This is a genomic window from Streptomyces sp. NBC_00252 (genome assembly GCF_036187565.1).
In the GTDB taxonomy this organism is placed as follows: domain Bacteria; phylum Actinomycetota; class Actinomycetes; order Streptomycetales; family Streptomycetaceae; genus Streptomyces.
The window spans coordinates 6,946,705-6,963,798 of sequence record NZ_CP108087.1; the positions used below are offsets into that span (position 1 = coordinate 6,946,705).

At 71.5% G+C, this 17,094-nt stretch carries 13 protein-coding genes; 3 read left to right on the forward strand and 10 right to left on the reverse strand.

The window, feature by feature from the left end; translation table 11 throughout:
- Positions 1–96 precede the first annotated feature (96 nt).
- Positions 97–2,538, forward strand: coding sequence for a glycoside hydrolase family 3 protein (locus OHT77_RS30750; RefSeq protein WP_328831669.1), 2,442 nt, complete (start codon positions 97–99; stop codon positions 2,536–2,538).
- A 107-nt stretch (positions 2,539–2,645) separates the two neighbouring features.
- Here the strand turns inward: OHT77_RS30750 and OHT77_RS30755 are convergent, their stop codons facing one another.
- Entirely contained in the window at positions 2,646–3,623 is a 978-nt protein-coding gene (locus tag OHT77_RS30755; protein WP_328831670.1) for an aldose epimerase family protein, read from the reverse strand.
- Between the two features lie 10 nt (positions 3,624–3,633).
- Complete coding sequence (locus OHT77_RS30760; RefSeq protein WP_328831672.1) at positions 3,634–4,536, reverse strand: SGNH/GDSL hydrolase family protein; 903 nt, start codon at positions 4,534–4,536, stop codon at positions 3,634–3,636.
- A gap of 253 nt (positions 4,537–4,789) precedes the next feature.
- Between OHT77_RS30760 and OHT77_RS30765 the strand changes: the two genes are divergently transcribed.
- Positions 4,790–5,284, forward strand: a complete 495-nt coding sequence (locus tag OHT77_RS30765) for a DUF3145 domain-containing protein (protein ID WP_266768288.1) — start codon at positions 4,790–4,792, stop codon at positions 5,282–5,284.
- A 117-nt stretch (positions 5,285–5,401) separates the two neighbouring features.
- Here OHT77_RS30765 and fabF read toward each other — a convergent pair whose 3' ends face one another.
- From fabF to fasR, 5 genes are all read right to left on the reverse strand, one after another.
- A complete protein-coding gene (fabF, locus tag OHT77_RS30770) occupies positions 5,402–6,673 on the reverse strand; it encodes a beta-ketoacyl-ACP synthase II (protein ID WP_328831673.1) in 1,272 nt (423 codons plus the stop codon).
- Positions 6,674–6,788: 115 nt separating this feature from the next.
- On the reverse strand, positions 6,789–7,037 hold the full coding sequence (locus tag OHT77_RS30775) for an acyl carrier protein (RefSeq protein WP_033286874.1): 249 nt from the start codon (positions 7,035–7,037) through the stop codon (positions 6,789–6,791).
- A 107-nt stretch (positions 7,038–7,144) separates the two neighbouring features.
- Positions 7,145–8,143 (reverse strand): ketoacyl-ACP synthase III, encoded by a 999-nt coding sequence (locus OHT77_RS30780; RefSeq protein WP_328831674.1) that lies wholly within the window; start codon positions 8,141–8,143, stop codon positions 7,145–7,147.
- Positions 8,144–8,161: 18 nt separating this feature from the next.
- Positions 8,162–9,079 (reverse strand): ACP S-malonyltransferase, encoded by a 918-nt coding sequence (locus tag OHT77_RS30785; RefSeq protein WP_328834391.1) that lies wholly within the window; start codon positions 9,077–9,079, stop codon positions 8,162–8,164.
- Positions 9,080–9,168: 89 nt separating this feature from the next.
- Positions 9,169–10,374: a fatty acid biosynthesis transcriptional regulator FasR gene (fasR, locus tag OHT77_RS30790; protein WP_266768281.1), complete on the reverse strand. Its 1,206-nt coding sequence runs from the start codon at positions 10,372–10,374 to the stop codon at positions 9,169–9,171.
- Positions 10,375–10,448: 74 nt separating this feature from the next.
- Here fasR and OHT77_RS30795 point away from each other — a divergent pair, with 74 nt between their 5' ends.
- Positions 10,449–11,102, forward strand: a complete 654-nt coding sequence (locus OHT77_RS30795) for a pirin family protein (protein WP_328834392.1) — start codon at positions 10,449–10,451, stop codon at positions 11,100–11,102.
- 12 nt (positions 11,103–11,114) lie between these two features.
- On the opposite strand, the gene OHT77_RS30800 is transcribed toward OHT77_RS30795, so the two are convergent.
- The 3 genes from OHT77_RS30800 to OHT77_RS30810 are packed head-to-tail and all read right to left on the reverse strand — an operon-like array spanning position 11,115 to position 17,040.
- Positions 11,115–12,356 carry a hypothetical protein gene (locus OHT77_RS30800; protein WP_328831675.1) on the reverse strand — a complete coding sequence of 414 codons (1,242 nt, stop codon included), beginning with the start codon at positions 12,354–12,356 and terminating at the stop codon, positions 11,115–11,117.
- Positions 12,353–15,352: a DEAD/DEAH box helicase gene (locus OHT77_RS30805; RefSeq protein ID WP_328831676.1), complete on the reverse strand. Its 3,000-nt coding sequence runs from the start codon at positions 15,350–15,352 to the stop codon at positions 12,353–12,355. Before OHT77_RS30805 ends, OHT77_RS30800 begins: the two co-directional genes overlap by 4 nt.
- Positions 15,349–17,040 (reverse strand): phosphorylase family protein, encoded by a 1,692-nt coding sequence (locus tag OHT77_RS30810; protein WP_328831677.1) that lies wholly within the window; start codon positions 17,038–17,040, stop codon positions 15,349–15,351. The genes OHT77_RS30805 and OHT77_RS30810 overlap by 4 nt, the downstream gene beginning before the upstream one ends.
- Between the last annotated feature and the right edge of the window lie 54 nt (positions 17,041–17,094).

The following is a 17,094-nucleotide window of genomic DNA, read 5'->3' on the forward strand; positions in this document are numbered from 1 at the left end:
TACGAAACCTACCGCTCTACAGGTAACCGATGCACGATGGAGGCACCACACGGACTCACCGTGGGCTCACCACGGACTCAACGAGGAGGCACCGGGATGGCGGGAACCCGTGAAGCGGTCGGAGCGGTTGACGCGGTCGTCGAGGCGGCACTCGGCAGGCTTGGCCTCGACGCCAAGACGCGGCTGCTCGCCGGACAGGACATGTGGTCCCTGCCCGCGCTCCCGGAGATCGGCCTGAAGTCCCTCGTCATGTCGGACGGCCCGATCGGCGTCCGCGGCGTGCGCTGGACCGCCGCCGACCCGTCCGTCGCCTTGCCGTCCCCGACCGCCCTGGCTGCCAGCTGGGACCCCGAACTCGCCCACCGGGCGGGCGTGTTGCTCGCTCAGGAGGCCCGTCGCAAGGGCGTCCACGTGCTCCTCGCGCCGACCGTCAACCTGCACCGCTCCCCGCTCGGCGGCCGGCACTTCGAGGCGTACAGCGAGGACCCGTACCTCACCGGGCGGATCGGCGCCGGGTATGTAACCGGCGTACAGGCGGGCGGAGTCGGCACCACCGTCAAGCACTTCGTCGCCAACGACGCCGAGACCGACCGCTTCACCGTGAACAACCTGATCTCCCAACGCGCCCTGCGCGAGCTGTACTTGGCCCCCTTCGAGCACATCGTCGAGAACGCCCACCCCTGGGGCATCATGACCGCGTACAACACGGTCAACGGCACCACGATGAGCGAGCACCGCTATCTGGTGAACGAGGTCCTGCGCGGCGAATGGGGCTTCGACGGCTTCAACGTCTCCGACTGGACCGCCGCCCGCTCCACCGTCGGCACCATCGAGGGCGGCCTCGACGTCGCCATGCCCGGCCCGAAGACCGTCTACGGCGAGGCCCTCGCGCAGGCCGTGCGCGACGGCGAGGTCGAGGAGGCCGCCGTCGACGCCGCCGTACGGAACGTGCTGCGGCTCGCCGCCCGTGTCGGCATCCTGGACGGCACCGAGCCGGTTGTCGCGGAGGACCGGCTCCCGTCCCCCGTCGACGGAGAGGCACTCGCCCGCGAGATCGCCCGCCGCTCCTTCGTCCTCGTCCGGAACGAGAACGACGCCCTGCCGCTACGGCCCGGCGGCACCGTCGCGCTCCTCGGCGCCGCCGCCCGCGACGCCCGCGTCCTCGGCGGCGGTTCCGCCATCGTCTTCCCGCCGCACGTCGTCTCCCCGCTCGACGGCCTCACCGCCGCCCTCCCCGAAGGCGCCCTCACCTACGCGGTCGGCGCCGATCCGAACACCGAACTCGCCGACGCCGACAAGGGGTTCGCGCTGCGCGCCGTCTGCCGCGATGCGGCGGGCCAGGTCATCGGCAGCGCCGACGCACCCAGCGGACAGCTCCGGTGGATGGGTGACGACCTCCCCGAGGGCGTCACCCACGACACCCTCCACACCGTCGAACTCGTCGGCACCTTCACCCCGCGCGACACCGGTGAACACACCTTCGGCATCAAGGGACTCGGCGCCTTCACCCTCGCCGTCGGCGGCACGACGTACTACGACGACGTCCAACGCCCCATCAAGGAGGACCCGTTCGGCTCCTTCTTCGGCTCGCCCGAACCCCGCGCCCGCGTCGAACTCACCGCCGGCACCCCGGTCGAGGTGTCCCTGACCTACGTCGTGAGCTTCGCCGAGAACCGCGACCTCAAGGTCGTCGGCTTCACCCTCGTCCACCAGGAACCGCAGCGCGACCCCGACGAACTGATCGCCGAAGCCGTCGAGTCGGCCCGCGCCGCCGACACCGCCGTCGTCGTGGTCGCCACCACCGAACGCGTCGAGTCCGAGGGCTACGACCGCACGGACCTGCGACTCCCGGGCCGCCAGGACGACTTGGTGCACGCCGTCGCCGCCGCCAACCCGAACACCGTGGTGATCGTCAACGCCGGCTCCCCGGTCGAACTGCCCTGGCGCGACGAGGTCGCCGCCGTGCTGCTCGGCTGGTTCCCCGGCCAGGAGGGCGGCGCCGCCCTCGCCGACGTCCTCACCGGCGCCCATGAACCCGGCGGCCGCCTCCCCACCACCTGGGGCTCCCTGACCGACGCCCCGGTCACCCAGGTCACCCCGGAGAACGGCGAACTCCCGTACACCGAGGGCGTGTTCATCGGCTACCGCGCCTGGGAGAAGGAGGGCCGCACCCCGTCGTACCCCTTCGGACACGGCCTCGGCTACACCGACTGGAGCTACGACGCCGTCGAGGCGGACGGTACGTCCGTCACCGTGCGGATCACCAACTCCGGTGCCCGGCACGGCCGTGAGGTCGTCCAGGTCTATCTGGCCCCCGTCGAGACCGACCCGGAGCGTCCCGCCCGCTGGCTGGCCGGCTTCGCCGGGGTCGAGGCCGGCCCCGGCGAGAGCGTCGACGTGGTGCTCGAACTTCCGCGCCGATCTTTCGAGATGTGGGATGAGACGGCGAACGCGTGGGCATTTGTAAAGGGTTCGTACGAGATCCAGGCCGGGCGCTCGATCACCGACCGCAGGGTCGCGACGACGATTAACGTCTGATCCGGGACGCCGTCCCCTCAGACAGCCCCGGTCCGGGACCTGACCCCTGGACCGGGGCTCATTTCATACCCGCGCCCGCCGCCCGGACCCGCGCACACCCGACCCGCTCAGCGTGCCGAGAAGCCGTACACCGTCTCCGACCGGTACGTCCGCCCCGGGCGCAGCTGGGTGCTCGGGAACTCCGGCCGGTTCGGGGAGTCCGGGAAGTGCTGGGTCTCCAGGGCGATCCCGGCGCCCGGGGTGAAGGGGTCCTCCAGGTAGTCCGCCGTGTAGAGCTGGATGCCCGGCTCGGTCGTCGCCACCGTCAACACCCGCCCGGATGCCGGGTCGTGGAGCTCGGCGATCTCGACGGGGGCTTCGGTGAGGCCCTTGTCGAGCACGAAGTTGTGGTCGTAGTCCGCGCCGACCTTCCGCGCCTCACGGAAGTCGAAGCGCGTGCCCGTGACGTCGTCCAGCGCGCCGGTCGGGATCAGATCGGCGTCGACCGGCGTGAACCGCGAGGCGGCGAGCCGCAGTTCATGACCGCCCGCGGTGCCGCTGCCGGTGCCGCCGAGGTTGAAGTAGCTGTGGTTCGTGAGGTTCACGATCGTCGGCGCGTCCGTCGTCGCCTCGTAGACGAACCGCAGCGCGCCCGCCGCGTCCAGCGTGTAGGTCGCCGAGACGACGAGCCGCCCCGGGAAGCCCTCCTCGCCGTGCGCGCTGACCCGGCTGAGCCGCAGCCCGTGCTCGACCGGCTCGACATCCCACACACGCTTGTCGAAGCCGCGCTCGCCGCCGTGCAGGGAGTTCGGCGCGTTGTTCTGCGCCAGCGAGTAGGTGACCCCGTCCAGCGGGAAACGGCCGCCCGCGATCCGGTTCGCGTACCGGCCCACCAATGCCCCGAGATACGGCTCGGGATGGGCGAGATAGCCGTCCAGGTCCGCGAACCCGAGCACCACGTCGGCCACCTGGCCCGCCCGGTCCGGCACCTCCACCGACTGCACGATCCCGCCGTACGACAGCACCCGCACCCGCACGCCCGCCCGCTCCAGCGTCCAGCGGTGCACCGGCGTGCCGTCGGGGAGTGTGCCGAAAAGTTCGCTCATGAGGGAAACCCTAGGTCACGGGTGTGCGTGCGGTGACGTGGCGGTAGGCGATCTCGGCGAGCCGCGCCTGGCCGTCCGTGCTCGGGTGGAACCAGTCCCAGTGGCTCAACTGGTCCGTCCCGAAGCGGTAGTCGTAGACCGCGCCCCCGTCGAAACGGCACCGGTCGTCCGTCGCGCACACCTCCTTCAGCACCGTGTTGTACGCCTCCACCCGGTCCTGCACCGTGTCCCGCCGCTCGGTCGCCGCCGAGTCCAGGGCGTCCGCGTCGGCCAGCATCGAGGGGCAGATGCCCAGCTTCCAGATCTGCTTGCCCAGCGGGTTGGTCCGCCCCTGTGACCAGAGCCGCTTGAGATTCGGCACGCTGGAGACGTAGACCTGCGTCTTCGGCAGTGACCTGCGCAGGGTCTTCAGCGAGGTCTCGAAGCCGGTGCGGAAGTCGGCGACGGAGGTCATCGCCGCCGTCGAGGCCGCGCAGGCGTCGTTGGCCCCCACCATCACCGTGACCAACTGCGGCTTGCGCGTGACCGCTTGCCCGATCTGCGCGGGCAGGTCGGCCATCCGCGCGCCGGTCTCCGCGTAGTTCCAACTGCGCTGCTGCGCGCCCGTCCTGCCCAGCAGCCGTACGGCGAGGCTGTCGACCGAGGCCGAACTGCCCGTCGCCCACGAGACCTCCGGGCAGTCGGACAGGACCGTACAGGCGTCGAAACCGCGGGTGATGGAGTCGCCGACCGCCGCGACCGAGGACGGGCTGCGGTCCCACAGCGGGGTGGGGGAGGGCTTCGCCTTCGCCGCCGTACCGCTCTTGCTGTGCGGGCCCGTCGAACCGCCGCCGGCGTCACAGCCGGCGGCGCCCAGGACGGCCGCCGCCGTGACGGCGAGCACGGCTCGTGAACGGTGGCGTCGGAATCGCATGCCTGGCCCAGCCCCTTGGTGTCGTGTCACATCTCAACCCATAACAACGCGCGAGGGTTCCCGAACGTGTGCGATGCAACGCCTCACCCCCGTACAAGCGTCCCCATGGGTGAATGGCGGGGTTTCCTGGCAGTGGGACGGACGGTACGTCACACTCCGCGCCCCGCCGCACGGTAGCCTCGCCCTCAACATGGCTGCGCTGCCGCCGCCGTTTGCCAGCCCGCAAGATGCCCCGCTCTGTCCGGAGGTCCCGGTGACGACACGTGGAGTTCTGTACGTGCACTCCGCGCCGCGCGCGCTGTGCCCGCACGTCGAGTGGGCCGTCGCCGGGGTGCTCGGCACACGCGTCAGCCTCGACTGGATCCGACAGCCCGCGGCCCCCGGAACCTGGCGCTCCGAATTCTCCTGGCAGGCGGAAGTGGGCACGGCCTCCAAGCTGGCCTCGGCCCTCCGCGGCTGGCACCTCCTCCGCTTCGAGGTGACCGCCGAACCCTGCCCCACCGCCGAGGGCGAGCGCTACAGCTGCACCCCCGACCTCGGCATCTACCACGCCGTCACCGGCATCCACGGCGACATCCTCATCCCGGAGGACCGCCTCCGTGCGGCCCTGACGAGGTCTCAACAGGGCGAAACAGACCTGGAAGCAGAGATCGCCAAACTCCTGGGCAAGCCGTGGGACGACGAGCTGGAGCCGTTCCGCTACGCGGGCGAGGGAGCTCCGGTGCGCTGGCTGCACCAGGTGGTGTGATGTTTTTAGGGGCGCGGGGAACTGCGCGACCAGCCCCCACCGGCCGATAGCCGAAAAACAACGTGTGGCCCGCCCCCCAAACCCAGGGAGCGGGCCACACGCCGTTCAGCGAATGTCTCAGACCGTCCGGAACGCCAGCACCACGTTGTGCCCACCGAACCCGAACGAGTCGTTCAGCGCGGCGATACGCCCCTCGACCGGCAGCTTACGAGCCTCCCCGCGGACGACATCCGCGTTGGCCTCCGCCTCGGGGTCGAGGTTCTCGACGTTGATGGTCGGCGGCGCGATCCGGTTGTACAGCGCGAGCACGGTCGCGACGGACTCGACACCACCCGCCCCACCCAGCAGATGCCCGGTCATGGACTTCGTGGCCGAGACGGCCATGTGGTCCGCGTCGTCACCGAACACCTTGCGCAACGCCTTGAGCTCGGCCACGTCACCCGCGGGCGTCGACGTGGCGTGCGCGTTCACGTGCACGATCTCCGCCGGGTCGAGATCGGTGTTGTCGAGCAGGTTCTGCAGGGCGTGGGAGATGCCACGCCCCTCCGGCTCCGGCTGCACGATGTCGTGGCCGTCGGCCGAGATGCCCTGGCCGACCGCCTCGGCGTACACCCGGGCACCGCGCTTCGCGGCGTGCTCGGCGGACTCCAGGACGAGGACGCCCGCGCCCTCACCGAGGACGAAGCCGTCGCGGCCGGTGTCGTAGGGACGCGAGGCGCCCTGCGGGTCGTCGTTGTTCTTGGACATCGCCATCATGTTGCCGAACGCGGCGATGGGCAGCGGGTGGATCGCCGCCTCCGTGCCACCCGCGACGACGACGTCGGCGCGGCCGGTGCGGATCATCTCGATGGCGTAGCCGATGGCCTCGGCGCCGGAGGCGCACGCGGAGACCGGCGTGTGCACGCCCGCGCGGGCGCCCACGAGCAGCCCCACGTTGGCGGACGGGCCGTTCGGCATCAGCATGGGGACGGTGTGCGGGGAGACGCGGCGGACGCCCTTCTCCTTCAGCACGTCGTACTGGTCGAGCAGGGTCGTCACACCGCCGATGCCGGAGGCGATGACGGTGCCGAGCCGGTCGGGGTCGACGGACGTGTCCTCACCGGCCTTGTCGGTGAAACCGGCGTCGGCCCACGCCTCCTGAGCCGCGATCAGCGCGAACTGCGCCGAGCGGTCCAGCCGGCGGGCCTGCGGACGCGGGATGACCTCCGAGGGCTCCACGGCGATCTGCGCGGCGATACGGACCGCCTGCTCGGCGGCCCACTCCTGCTCCAGGGGCTTGACGCCGGACTTGCCGGCGACCAGACCCTCCCAGGTAGAGGCTGCGTCGCCACCCAGCGGTGTGGTTGCGCCGATACCGGTGACGACCACGGTGCGATTGGTCGGGCTCACGGGAAATCTTTCTCCAACGGTACGAGGATTAAGCGGCGCCACCGCCGGGTGGCGGGGCCATGCAGCCGGGCCTATGAGGTGGCTAGGGCCCGGTGGTCCGGGCCCGAGACGTGGCTCAGGCCTGGTGCTCGAGGATGTAGGTGGTCGCGTCGCCGACCGTCTTGAGGTTCTTGACGTCCTCGTCGGGGATCTTGACGTCGAAGCGCTCTTCGGCGGCGACGACGACCTCGACCATGGACAGCGAGTCGACGTCCAGGTCGTCGGTGAAGGACTTGTCCAGCTGGACGTCCTCAACCGGGATGCCGGCGATCTCGTTCACGATGTCGGCGAGACCGGCGACGATCTCTTCCTGAGTGGCGGCCATGTCAGGCGCTCCTTCTTTGTGATCCAGAGGGTGTGGCGGTGCCCCGCCGCGGCAGCGGCAGGTAGGTGCGACCATGCCGGATCCGATGATGATCCGGCACGGAGTGCCTAGGGGAGGGTAACGACCGTCGCGGCGTACACGAGACCCGCCCCGAAGCCGATGACGAGCGCGGTGTCGCCGCTCTTGGCCTCGCCGGTCGCCAGAAGCCGCTCCATAGCGAGCGGAATCGAGGCGGCCGAGGTGTTGCCGGTGGTGCGTACGTCACGCGCGACCGTGACGTGCTCCGGCAGTTTCAGCGTCTTCACCATCGAGTCGATGATCCGCTCGTTGGCCTGGTGAGGAATGAAGACATCCAGGTCGTCCGGGGTGATCCCGGCCGCGTCCAGCGCCTGCTGGGCGACCTTCGCCATCTCGAACACGGCCCAGCGGAAGACCGCTTGGCCCTCCTGCGTGATCGCAGGGAACTTGCCCGTGCTGTCGTACTCGGTCCACGGCACGGTCTGCTTGATGGTCTCGGACTTGTCGCCCTCCGAGCCCCACACGGTCGGACCGATGTGCGGTTCCTTCGCGGGTCCGACGACGACCGCGCCCGCGCCGTCACCGAACAGGAAGGCCGTCGCGCGGTCCTCCAGGTCGGTCAGGTCGGACAGCCGCTCCACGCCGATGACGAGCACGTACTCCGCGCTGCCCTCGACGATCATGCCCTTCGCGAGCGTCAGGCCGTAGCCGAAGCCCGCGCAACCCGCCGAGATGTCGAACGCGGCGGCCTTGTCCGTGCCCAGCTTGTCGGCGATCTCCGTCGCCACGGCCGGGGTCTGCTTGAAGTGCGAGACCGTGGAGACGATCACGCCGCCGATCTGCTCGGCGGAGATGCCCGCGTCCGCGATGGCCTTGCCGGACGCCTCAAGGGACATCGCGGCGACGGTCTCCTCGTCGTTCGCCCAGTGCCGGGTCTCGATGCCCGAACGGGAGCGGATCCATTCGTCAGACGAGTCGATCGTCTCCAGGATCACCTCGTTCGGGACGACCCGGACCGGACGGTAACCGCCCACGCCGAGGATGCGCGCGTACGGTGCGCCCTTGCTCGGCTTGATCTTCGTCGACATGTTCCTACGGCTCCTTCTTCAGGCGTTGGCGTGCTCTGCGATGAGCTCGCGGGCCGCGTCGAGGTCGTCGGGGGTCTTCAGGGCCAGCGTCTTGACGCCCGGCAGGGCGCGCTTGGCGAGGCCGGTCAGGGTGCCGCCGGGGCACACCTCCAGGAGGGCGGTGACGCCCAGCTCCTTGAAGGTCTCCATGCACAGGTCCCAGCGGACCGGGTTGGCGACCTGGCCGACCAGCCGGTCCAGCACCTCGGCACCGGTGGCGACGGCCCGGCCGTCCTTGTTCGAGACGTACGTGATCGTCGGGTCGGCGGGCGTCAGCTCCAGCGCGGCCTTGGCGAGCGTGTCGACCGCCGGGGCCATGTGCCGGGTGTGGAACGCGCCGGCCACCTTCAGGGCCACGACCCGTCGGACGCCCTCGGGCTTGTCGGCCTCCAGGGCGGCGAGCTGCTCCATCGTGCCGGCGGCCACGATCTGGCCCGCGCCGTTCACATTGGCCGGGGTCAGACCGAGCTTCTCCAGGTGCGCGACCGTGGTGTCCGGGTCGCCGCCGAGCAGCGCGGACATGCCGGTCGCGGTGATCGCGGCGGCCTCGGCCATCGCCAGACCGCGCTTGCGCACGAGGGTCAGGGCGGCCGTGTCGTCCAGGACGCCCGCGAGGACGGCGGCGGTGATCTCGCCGACGCTGTGACCGGCGACGGCACCCGGGGTCACGTCACCGAGGGCCGCGGCGGAGACCAGTCCGGCGGCGACGAGCAGCGGCTGGGCGACGGCGGTGTCACGGATCTCGTCCGCGTCGGCGTCCGTGCCGTAGTGCACCAGGTCGAGGTCGACGGCGGCCGAGAGGGCACGCAGACGGTCCTCGACACCGGGGAGGTCGAGCCAGGGGGTCAGGAAGCCGGGCGTCTGGGCGCCCTGGCCGGGAGCGACGAGTACGAGCACTCTCACACTCTCTCTTGGGGACGGGCACGGCCGCCCGTGGGGACAGGGACGAAGAACGGGAAGGGGTTTTGTGGGGCCCCGACAAAAGGTTAGTTCTGGGGATCTCCATCAGCCAGACGCCCCAGGATCAGCGCGATCCGCAACGTGAACGCGGAGCGTACATCCGACGGCGACCAGCCGGTGACGTCAGTCACACGTCGAAGCCGGTAGCGCACGGTGTTGGGATGCACGAACAGCATGCGCGCGGCACCTTCGAGGCTACTCGCCTGCTCCAGATAGACACTCAGTGTCTCGAGGAGCGCGGACCCGGCCTCCTCCAGCGGTCTGTAGATCTCCTCCACCAACTGGTCCCGGGCGCTGGGGTCTCCGGCCATCGCGCGTTCCGGAAGCAGGTCGTCCGCCAGTACCGGGCGCGGGGCGTCCTGCCAGGCGGAACACGCTTTGAGCCCGGCGGCGGCGGCCTGCGCGGAGCGGGTGGCGGCGAGCAGGTCGGGCACGATGGGCCCGGCCACGACGGGTCCCGCCGCGTACGGCCCGATCAGCGACTTGGCGACGGCGAGCGGGTTGTCGCTCCCGCCGGCGATGACGACGAGCCGGTCCCCGAGCACCCCGGTGAGCACCTGGAGCTTGGCGTGCCGGGCGGCCCGCCGGATCGCCTCCACGGTCAGCTCACTGTCCCCGTCGGGCGCGGTCCCCAGCACCACACACACGTGCTCGGGCGAGTTCCACCCCAGCGCGGCGGCCCGGGACACGGCACCCTCGTCGGCCTCCCCGCTCAGCACGGCGTTCACGACGAGCGACTCCAGCCGGGCGTCCCACGCGCCGCGTGCCTCGGCGGCCTGCGCGTACACCTGGGCGGTCGCGAAGGCGATCTCGCGGGCGTAGACGAGGAGCGCCTCGCGCAGTACGGACTCGTCGCCCGGGGCGGCCACCTCGTCGATGGCGGACTCCATGACCTCGATCGTCGTCCGCACCATCTCGACGGTCTGGCGCAGCGTGATGGCCCGGGTCAGCTCGCGCGGGGCGGTGCCGAACACATCGGTGGAGATGGCCTGCGGGGCGTCGGGATGCCGGAACCACTCGGTGAACGCGGCGATACCGGCCTGCGCGACCAGCCCGATCCAGGAACGGTTCTCCGGTGGCATCGCCCGGTACCACGGCAGCGTCTCGTCCATGCGCGCGATGGCCTGGGCGGCGAGACTCCCGGACGACTGCTCCAGCCGCTTCAGAGTCGCCGGGTGCGAATGGGCACGGGGTACAGGGCCTGCGGGTTTGCTGGTTTCGGGTTCGGGCACGGGGACAAGACTGCCTTATCCGGACGGGAGCGTGCGGTGGCGGGTCTCGACCGAGGTCTACCGTGGTCCGTGTGATGGACGTACGGCGCTCCGCCGAGCGCTACCCAGGGGGTGACCCGCAGGCCGGGATCGAGTCGTGGCACGCCTTCTCCTTCGGCCCGCACTACGACCCCGACAACCTCCGATTCGGCGCGGTCATCGCCTGCAACGAGGAGCGGCTCGCACCCGGCGCCGGGTTCGACGAACACCCGCACAGCCACACGGAGATCATCACCTGGGTCGTGGAGGGCGAGCTGAGCCACCGCGACTCCACCGGCGAGCTGACCCGGGTCCGCCCCGGCGACGTCCAGCGCCTCAGCTCGGCCGCCGGCGTCCGGCACGTCGAACGCAACGACAGCGACACCCCCCTGACCTTCGTGCAGATGTGGCTGGCCCCCCTGGAACCCGGCGGCGAACCGTCGTACGAGATCGTCCGTGGCATCGCCGACTCCACGCCCTACGCGGTACCGGAGGCCGGCGCGATGCTCCACGTCCGCCGCCTGATCCCCGGCGAACGCACGGCCGTACCGGACGCGGTGCAGGTGTACGTCCATGTCGTGCGCGGTGAAGTGCGGCTGGGCGGGGGGAAGTTGGGGCCGGGGGACGCGGCGCGGGTCACGGATGCGCGGGAGCTGGTGGTGGAGGCGGACAGCGGGGCCGAGTTGCTGATGTGGGAGATGACCGGCTGAATCCGGGAACGGTCACCGGGGTTCCTGGTCGCCGGCCAGGCGGGCCAGCTGGGCGGCGAGGCCCTGGTAGCCGGTGTTCTCCGCGCCTCGGCGCAGCCGTCGGAGATCGGGCACGGCGAGGTCGAGCTGTCGTGCGAGCCGGTCGACGTATGCCTCGACGTCGGCACGGGTGGCACGCCGACCGCCACCCAGCCGCAGGTCAAGACGCGCCAGCAGCGCGCGCTTGCGGAGATTCTCGTCCGGGCACCACAGATGGAAGAAGCTGCTGCCCCGCACGGTGTACGAACCGACCCTGGTGAGCGGGATGCCGTCCGCGCCGTACGCGGACGGCGGCAGCGGGACCGAGTACGTGCCGTCTCCGCGGCGCTCCGGGCGGTGGGCTTCCAGGCCCTGCTGGGCCAGCCAGGTCTCGGCGGCACGGAGGCTCGCCTCATGGTGTTCGGCCTCCCGTTCCTCGGCCTCGATCGCCGCCATGATGCCGTCGGCCCGCTCGATCACGGCGGTGAGATCACGGTCGGGCTCGGAGCCCACCTGGCTGTAGACGAGCAGCCCGGACCGCCCGTCCTCGCGCAGCCCGCGCACGACGTGGACCGGCAGGTGGACGAGGTCCTCGCCGCCCATGCTCTGCACCTGGTCCAGCGCGACGGGCAGATTGAGCCGGTCGCGCTGCTCCCGGTCGGTCTGCGCCGCGAGCCGGGTGAGCGCCCCGTGGTCGAAGCCGGTCATGACGGACACCATCGTGAACCGCGGGAACTGCTTGCTGTTCAGCAGCTTCTGGACGGCCTCGCCCGCGAGCGGGGTCACCTTGCGTTCGTCGTAGTGGGTCCGGGGCAGGGGAGTGCAGGAGAGCGCCTCGAAGTACAGCTTGCGACGGTCCTCACGGGTGACCACATAGCGCCGGTCGTCCTGGACGGAACGCAGGCCGAGCGCGGTGAGGGCGATCCTGCCGCCGTGCTCCGCGATGTGACCGGTGCGGGTCAGGAAACGCACCGCCTGGGCGACCAGCGATTCCTCCAGGGCGAAGAACACGGCCAGTTCGGCCACGGTCGTCAGACCGCCGTACGCCAGACCGCGCTCCAGATGGCGGTCGATGAGATGGAAGTCCTCGCCCTCGGTCACCGTGGCCCGGATCTCCACCTGCCACACCGGCAGCAACAGCGCGTGCAGCCTGGTCGGCGCCAGACCCCGCTCGACGGCGGCGTCCTCCAGCACCCGTTCCGGCGGGAAGGGCATCAGCCGCTGGACGCCGTTCACACCCCGTCTCCTTCCGTCGCCGCCTTCGCCAGCAGCGCCATGACGTCCTCGTGGCTCCGGATGTCGCCGTACTGCCGCAGATGGATGTGCAGGTCCTGGGCGAGAGCGCGGAAGTCGGGGTCGTCGGCGCGCAGCAGGGTGCCCAGGTCGCCGACGAGGACGAGCTGCCGTTGGGCGCGGGTGAACGCGACGTTGGCGCGGCGGAGTTCCTTCAGGAAGCCGATGCGGCCCTGGGGGTTGCTGCGGGTGAAGCCGTAGAGGACGACTTCGCGTTCACCGCCCTGGAAGGAGTCGACCGTGCCGACCCCCTCCCTGGCGCGCTGGGCGTCGCCGATGAGCCGGGTCAGCTCGGTGACCACCGCCGAGACCTGCGCGCGATAGGGCACGATGACCGCCCAGTCGCCGCCGCGCCGGTGGTAGAACGCGGCGAGCCGGGCGAGCAGGCGGGCCTCGCAGCGGTTGAGGACGCCGGTGCGGCCGAAGGACTCGCCGGCCCGGCGGCCCGACGACTCCTGCCGCTCCCGGGCCGGCAGTTCTCCGGTGTCCACGAAGGCGATCGGGCTGCTGAACAGCGGGTCGTGGTGCGGGTGGTCGTGCTCGGTGCGCAGCCGGCCGCCGTAGAAGGCCGTCGAGACGAAGCCGGCGATCTCCACCGGCATGCGGCGCTGCAGGTTCAGCTGCACGACGTGCGAGCCCGGCAGCCCGTCGACCAGCCGTTCCAGGGCGCTCTTCGTCATCAGCGACCTCACCTCCGGCGAGGTGATGTCCTTGCCCCAGTCGGCCACTTCGGTGTCGAGGAAGGGCGGCAACTGCTTGTGGTCGCCGACCAGCACTCCCCGCCGTGCGCGGACGAGGGGGACGAGAGCGTCGGCGATGCCGATCTGCCCCGCCTCGTCGACGATCGCCAGGTCGAAGTCGATGCCGGACAGCTCCGGGCGGGACGCGGTGCCGATGCAGGTCGCGCCCACGACGTGCGCGTAGCGGATGAGTTCGGGGAGCAGCTGCTCCGACTCGGCGGCGACCGCGGCCTTCCACTCCGTCAGCAGCCGCCGCCGCTCGGCGAGCAGGGGGAGCCGCTCGCCCAACCAGCTTCTCCGCGCCCGTAGGTGACTGTGCGCGGCCCTGACGTCGTCGGTCCGCTCCAGTGGAGGCAGCGGCTCCAAGGCGGCGATGGCCGCGGTGGCCAGGTCCGCGGCGTCGTACGCCTTGTGCTGACAGTCGGCGCGGTGCGCGATCGCCTTCTGCCAGGCGTCCCGGGCCGAGCGCACGGCGGGGGCGTCGTGCGTGACCCGCTCCAGCTCCCGGTGGGTCGCGGCCAGGTCCGTGTCCAGGGCGGTGAGCGCGGCACGCAGTTCCTCGTCCCGAGCGCGCAGTCCGTCGAGCTGCCGATGCCATCGCTGTGCCAGCGGGCGGAAGAACCACCCGGCCATCCGGCCTTCTGAACGCTCGTGCGCACGCTGGTACTTGGGCTCCGCCCGCTCGATGCGCCGTACGACCTCGTTCCGCGCGTCCTGGTCGTGCTCCCGTTGGGTGGTCAGGGCGTTCAGCCGCTCCTGCACGGGGCCGCCGGCCATGGCTCGGGCGGAGGTCACTCCTGCCGCCGCCGCCATCTCCTCCGTCATCAGCCGGTCGAGCCGCTCGAGCACCCGCGCCAGCTCGTCGGTCCAGGCCTGCGCGGGTTCCACCTGCGCGTATGCCGTCACACGCTGGGCCATGACCTGGGATATCTCCCCGGTCAGGTCGCCGATCTGCTGCTCCAGCAGGTAGGGGCGACCGTCCTGGGACACCTTGCCGTCGTTGCCCACGCGTATCACCACCAGGTCGCGCGGCAGTTTCGCCAGGACGTTGTCCACGGCCCGGTTGGTGTGCGAGGTGACCAGCACCCGGCCGCTCGCGTCGTCGTCGGTCCGGCCGCCCGCGCGACCGGTCGCGCAGGCGTGGGCGATCTGCGTGATGGTGCGGGTCTTGCCGGTGCCGGGCGGCCCCAGGACGACCAGGACGTCCTCGGTGGCCAGGGCCTTGCGGAACGCCGTCAGCTGGTCGGGGTCCAGGGCTTCGCCGGGGGTCACGGGCGCGGGGCGCAGGGGCCGCACCCGGTGCTCGACCATCGCGGGCAGCAGCAGGGGGTTGCCCGCCCGGCCGGATCCGAGCAGCGTCAGGGCCTCCCGCTGCTTGTCGAACACGACGGAACTCGGCGTCTCGGCCAGCTCGCCCTGCCGGGGGATGTGGTCCCACGACACCGGCTGGTCGAAACGGACGGTCACGGAGCGGCCGTCCCCGCGTGTCACCTGGCCCCGCATCTCCTCCTCGCCGCGCACTTCGACGAAGGTGCCTTCCCTGGGCAGCTCGGACTCGGCGAGCCGGAACTCGTACATCGCGTGGCGGCCGTGGCGCTGGCCGCCGGTCGAGGTGACCTCGGCGTACGGGTACGGGCCGCCGCGCCGCTCCTCCCGGGTGGTGATCCGCTGGGTGGCGTCGACGAGTCGACCGACCGAGTCGAGGAACGCGGTCTGGGCGGGGTCGGGCGCGGAGCTCTCCCGGTGCTCGGTGCTCACGGTGCCGAGGCGCCGCCAGGCTTTTCGCAGCTGCTCCCAGCCCGCGTCGGCGCCCTGCGGTATGGCGCGGACGCCGAACACCACCTGCCATCCGGGCGGCCGGACCAGCAGGCTGGACTTGGCGAGTTCGTTGTGGTCGCGCAGCCGAACCGGATCGACGGCACTGATGAAGTACCCCGTCCTGCGGTCCGTCGGATACAGCCGCAGCCGGTAGGTGGACGTGTGCACCAGCAGGCTCGCGTCGCGTCTGCCGCCGCCGTCGTCGATCCGGGCCGGCACACCGTTGCCGAGGGCGTTCAGGTCCCGGGCGAGCTGTTCGACGGCGGGCAGCACGGGGTGGATCCGGGACTTGTCGCGCAGCTGCTTGTCCAGGGAGTTGCCGGGCACGAGCACCAGGGGACTCGCCAGGCGAAGGGTGGAGAACGTCACGTGGGCGCTCACCGCTCCTCTCGGGCCGGATCGGCGAGGCTCTCGCTCAGGGAACGCAGCGCCTTGACCAGCTCGGGCAGACCGGGACGGGCCCGAGGATCGGGGGAGAGCGCGGCGTCGACGGTCTCGACACCGGGGGAGGGACACCCGGTGAGCCGGGGGAGCGCGGAGGGCATCCCCGGCACCGGCGGGGACCCGGTGAGCACATGGTGGACGAGCGCACCCAATCGGTAGACGTCCGTGGCCGCGCCGTGTTCGCCGGCCCGTCCGCGGTGGCCGCGCCGCTGCTCCGGGGCCTGGTACGGGCCGGGTGCCTCGCCGGGCACGGGTGCGGTCGTGGCCAGGCCGAGATCGCGCGGGAGCAGGCGGCCGTCGTCGTCCTGAATCAGCGCGGTCGGCTCCAGCATGCGGTGGGCCGACCCCAGTTCATGGAGCCTGCCGAGAATCCCGCACGAGGCCTCCAGACCGCGCAGCACGCGGTACGACTCCCACGCGCCGAGCCTCTCGACGCCCTCCGGCAGGACCTCGGCGAGGGTGTCGCACGGGGTCCGGGACCGCCGGGTCAGCGGCCACGCCAGGGCGAGGGTCGCCGTATCGCCCTGCCGGACGTGGTGGACGACGCCCGGCCCCCGCTTCAACCGCCGCAGCAGGTCGCGCTCGTCCGACAGCGCGCGCAGCGCCGCTTCGGCCACCGGACCGCCGTACGGCGTCACGATCTGTCTGAGCCACACGAAGCGCGCGGGCCGATCGGGCCCGAGCACCCGGGCGAGCGCCTGGCGCCGGGTGACGGTGTGGTCGGGCGACACGGTCTCGGTGGGCGGGGCGCCCGGGCCGTGGTGGAGCAGACACTTCGTTCCGTCCACCGTGACGACGGCTCCGTCGCGCCAGCCGGCGGTGTCGCGGGGCGCGACGGCCTCTCGGGACACGAGCAGGACGGCGGGTGTCCGCGGCGGCGCGGGCGGCTCGGGACGGGGCCGGGGGACGGGCAGTTCCCGAAGGATCCGCACGGCGACGGCGGCCGCGTTCCGGGCGGCCACCGGCTGGGTGCCCTTCGCGTCCGCGACCGCTTTGCGGCCGTCCGCGAAGTCGCTGATCCCGCGGACGGCGAGCACGGGTATGTCGCTGAGCTGCGCGGCCTGCGCCATCCCGGCGCTCTCCATGTCGATGGCCACCGCGTCGTTGTAGCTCCGGTCGATCAGGTCCGCCAGCGGGGAGGTCCGTGAGTTCAGTACGACGTCCCCGGAGACCAAGGGCTTGAAGTGGGTGCCCGGGCTGTCGCGCAGGGCTCGGCGGACCCGCTGTTCCACGCCGTGCCGCATCTCCCAGGCACGGGGGCGGGCGCGGAAGGCGTCGTCGCTCTCCTTGCCGCCGTGGTACAGGTAGATCTTGCTGGCCACGACCACGTCCCCCAGGGCGACTTCGGCGCGGAGGGAGCCGGCGACCCCGACGAAGAACACCGCGGTCGGCTGGAAGTACGCGATCGCCCGCTCGGTGTGCGCCGCCGAGCCGCTGTTGCCCTCCCCGATCTCGACGACCGCCACGCGCCACGGCAGCCCGGGCACCCGGCCGACGTCGAACAGGGTTTCCTGCGGGTGCACTTCCACCTGGACGTCCGTCAACTGCTCACGTACAGCCAGGGATTCGAGCGGTAATGCCGTCAGGACGACGACCGTGGGGGTCGCGTGAGACGTTCCCTCCAACGGGACACCTCGCCGTTCCTCGTGAGACAAATGGCCGGGGCCGCAAGGGAGTTC